Raw genomic sequence first — 206 nt, forward strand, 5'->3', positions numbered from 1 at the left:
ACCGTGTACAGAATGTGTGGGTACCGGCAGTCCCGTCTCACCAGCCCGGCTTCACGGAGCTCATCGAGCTCCGCGTCGTCGATGCCGACATACTCTTGGAGCCGGCGCATGCTGTCGCGGGTGATGTCGTACTCCAACTCAGGGTCGTACTGGCCTTGGTGGGCGGAGTACACCGCCTGAAGAAAGCGCAGGCCCGCGTCGGTGAT

The 206-nt window shown here is 63.1% G+C and carries 1 protein-coding gene; it reads right to left on the reverse strand.

The window, feature by feature from the left end; genetic code table 11:
- Positions 1 to 206 (reverse strand): hypothetical protein (locus EXE42_RS18435; RefSeq protein ID WP_137707165.1); only part of this gene is annotated, 206 nt, incomplete at both ends.

This window comes from Halorubrum sp. SP3, from assembly GCF_005435195.1.
GTDB classification, from domain to species: Archaea; Halobacteriota; Halobacteria; order Halobacteriales; family Haloferacaceae; genus Halorubrum; species Halorubrum sodomense.